This is a genomic window from Sheuella amnicola (assembly GCF_010499255.1).
GTDB classification, from domain to species: domain Bacteria; phylum Pseudomonadota; class Gammaproteobacteria; order Burkholderiales; family Burkholderiaceae_B; genus Zwartia; species Zwartia amnicola.
In genome coordinates this window covers 1-3,169 of sequence record NZ_JAAGRN010000019.1, presented here as the reverse complement: position 1 = coordinate 3,169, position 3,169 = coordinate 1, and the positions used below count along the sequence as shown (strand labels likewise).

Sequence of the window (3,169 nt, the reverse complement as noted above, 5' to 3'; positions counted from 1 at the left end):
TACTCTCTGTATGGCTAAACCAGGTAAGCCTAGGATAGAATCGACTTGGGACATCGGTATGATCTCCATTAAAGATGTTTCTTCGCAAAAACAAGTTTAATGAATACCGTTGTCCCCCGTTAATGATAAAGAGCCAGAGATTCGAAATCCTTTGAAGGTATTGGTTTGCTGAAAAGATATCCTTGAAAATAGTGACACCCGAGATTCGTGAGCACATCAACCTGTGACTTTGTTTCGACGCCTTCGGCGATCAGACTCAAGTTCATATTTGATGCAAGGTTGATAATCATTTTTGCGATCGCGGAGTTGCTAGCGTCATTAAGGATGTCATGTACAAAACTTTGGTCAATTTTGATTTCATCAAAGGGTAAGCGCTTAAGATACCCGAGAGATGAGTAGCCAGTCCCAAAGTCGTCAAGGGAAAGAGTCACCCCCACTGCCTTGAGCTGATTCATTTTTAATCTCACACTGCTCAGGTCTGCGACCATGATGTTTTCAGTGAGCTCAAGTCTGAGACGCTCAGGATTTGCACCACTTTTCTTCAATGCAGACAAGACCTGATCGACAAAATCATTCTGATGAAATTGTTTAGCACTGATGTTGACTGCGACAATGACATGCGAAAGAGAGGGAATTTGCGACCATTTTTGAATTTGTTGGCATGCAGTATTCACGACCCATTGGCCTAGTGGAATAATCAGACCACTGTCTTCTGCCAACGGTACAAAATCATTTGGTGAAATAAATCCTTGAGTTGGGATGTGCCAACGCAGCAGTGCCTCAACGCCGAAGACCTTCCCAGAGCGATCTACCTGGGGCTGATAATGGAGAACGAGCTGCTTTCTGGAGATTGCTTTACGCAAATCCTCAATCAGATGGGCATTTGTCCTAGAGGTTACCAGCATGTTTTGTGTGAACATACATGATTCACCGCGGCTATTAGCTTTGACATGTTGCATAGCGAGCTCTGCGCGGCGAAGAGCGTGTGTTGCATCGTCTTGCTCAATACCCAGAAGCGTAATTCCGATACTAGCCGTCAAATTGCATTCAGTGTCGCCCAGCCAATAGGGCTCAGCTATTTTCTGCCGTATTTTTTCGCATATCTTTCGTGACTTAGAATCAGCAATTGTTGATTCTTTATCAATATCAATCATCAGAACAGCAAACTCATCACCACTGATTCGAGCGATGCTATCTCCTGGATTCAAATATTGTTGTAATCGTAGTGCTATCTTTTTGAGAATTGCATCTCCACCTTCCTGGCCTAAGGTTTCGTTCACATTTTTGAAGTGATCGATGTCGATATATGCCAGGGCACCAAATCTCTTGTTTCTCGAGCATGTAACAACGGACTGATGCAGTCGATCCATGAACAAGCGTCGGTTTGGAATTTCGGTTAATGAATCGAAAAATGAGAGCGAATTAATCAAGTCCCGGGACTTCTTGATTTCAGTCACATCCCTCGTGATGGAAAGAATGCACTGAACGCCTTCGATATCAATGAGATTTGCAGAAATTAAGCCCGACCAAATTTGACCGTCTTTGGAAAAAAAATCAGCTTCAAAATTTGTGCATTCACCCCTTTCTTTGATCGTTTGAACAAAGATTTCACGTTCATGTGGCCAACGCCAAATCTTTAGCTCATGAGTTGTTTTTCCTATGATCTCTTCTTTAGTCCAGCCGGATCTTGGAAAAAATCTGTCATTGACATCAACAATTCGTCCATCATCAAGACGTGTTAACACTACGGAATCGGGGCTTGTTTTAAAAGTGGTGCGAAACCGTGATTCACTTTGCTGTAACTTCTGGGCCGCAAGCTGGCGAGCATCGAGCATCTCGTTTAATTTTGAAGCTATGCGTCGAATTTCAAATGGACCACTAGGAATAACACGCCACTCACTTTTACCCGCGGTTAACCGATTAAGAACATCGGTAATGGATTCAAAAGGACGGATGATGATGTTAGTGATACGGATCGAAATATAGGTCAGTGCTATCAGCATCAGTAAAATGAAAAAAAGTCTTCTCAACGCAAGCTGAACAACAGGGTTCAGCACAGCATCCTTGTCTATAGATACGAAGAAAAGCCAGTCTGTTTCTGGAATGGCGGCCACACTGACTAACCGTTTTTCCCCGTTGAAATCAACCATTTCGAATGAATCGGATTTCAGTTCGGATAGCTTCTTATCCGCGTCATGCAACAATTTGCTGCCGACCAACTTCTCAGTATCTTGAGAGACGGCAACTACTGTTCCTGCGCGATTGATTACTCCACTGTAAGTTCCTGGTGGCGTACTCAACGCAGATGGGAAAAGGTTCAATCGATGCAGGTCTACTGCAATTCCCACAACACCTTGAAGTGCATCGACGTGATCTTTGATCGGATGTGCGAACGTTGATACCCATCGCTCTGTGATAAATCCTTTGGCAGGTTTGCCAATGGTGAATTGTTGCGTTCTAACGGTTTCGTCAAAATAGTAGGCTGGGTCCGGACCTACTTCACCGCTGTTTTTGATTGCTTTTGCACTGCAAACTACTTTTCCTGAATTGTTCAGAACCAGAAGGTTTGCATAATCTTGGTGGGTATTGTTCAGGTTTGCAAAAAGCAAATTACAGTTTTCTGAATCGAGAGACTGCGTCACGGGATGCTTCGACAGTGAAACCAAAATAGATTTGGTGTGCTGTATAAATTTGTACGTTTCGTTGGTTGAAAAATCTCTCAGCAATTTAGCTGTGTTGGAGATTTGCATTAAACCATCAGAATATTGACGATAAGTCAGTAGTGCGAGAGCTGAGGTTAACAGCACTAGATGAAAAGCAACCAGAAAAAGTAAAATCGTTTTGACGCGATAAGACGAAAATTTGCGAACTGTGCGCTTCCATGCTGCAGGCAATGATCTCTTGCTGATACGGGCGGTCATACTTCAATCTGCAAATCAAACGATGTTTCCACAAAAATGCCCTTAAAGCTTCTGTCAAGCCAATGATTGTGAATTGGCGTCAAATGTTGATCAAGAATAGATGTTGAGATTTACTTTTAACGTAACGGTCCGGTCACTACCGTCTAGAAATCTCTCTCAAATCTAGTCACCATAGTGCCCATTAGTTAATGGACACTTGAGATGCTAGAAAAATCTATTTCCCCTCCGCCTCTGGACTGGGTAGCTCC

At 43.1% G+C, this 3,169-nt stretch carries 1 protein-coding gene; it reads right to left on the bottom strand.

Translation table 11 applies throughout. The features are described 5' to 3' along the window. Positions 1 to 119: 119 nt before the first annotated feature. Positions 120 to 2,921, bottom strand: a complete 2,802-nt coding sequence (locus tag G3I67_RS14775; protein ID WP_163656332.1) for a bifunctional diguanylate cyclase/phosphodiesterase — start codon at positions 2,919 to 2,921, stop codon at positions 120 to 122. Between the last annotated feature and the right edge of the window lie 248 nt (positions 2,922 to 3,169).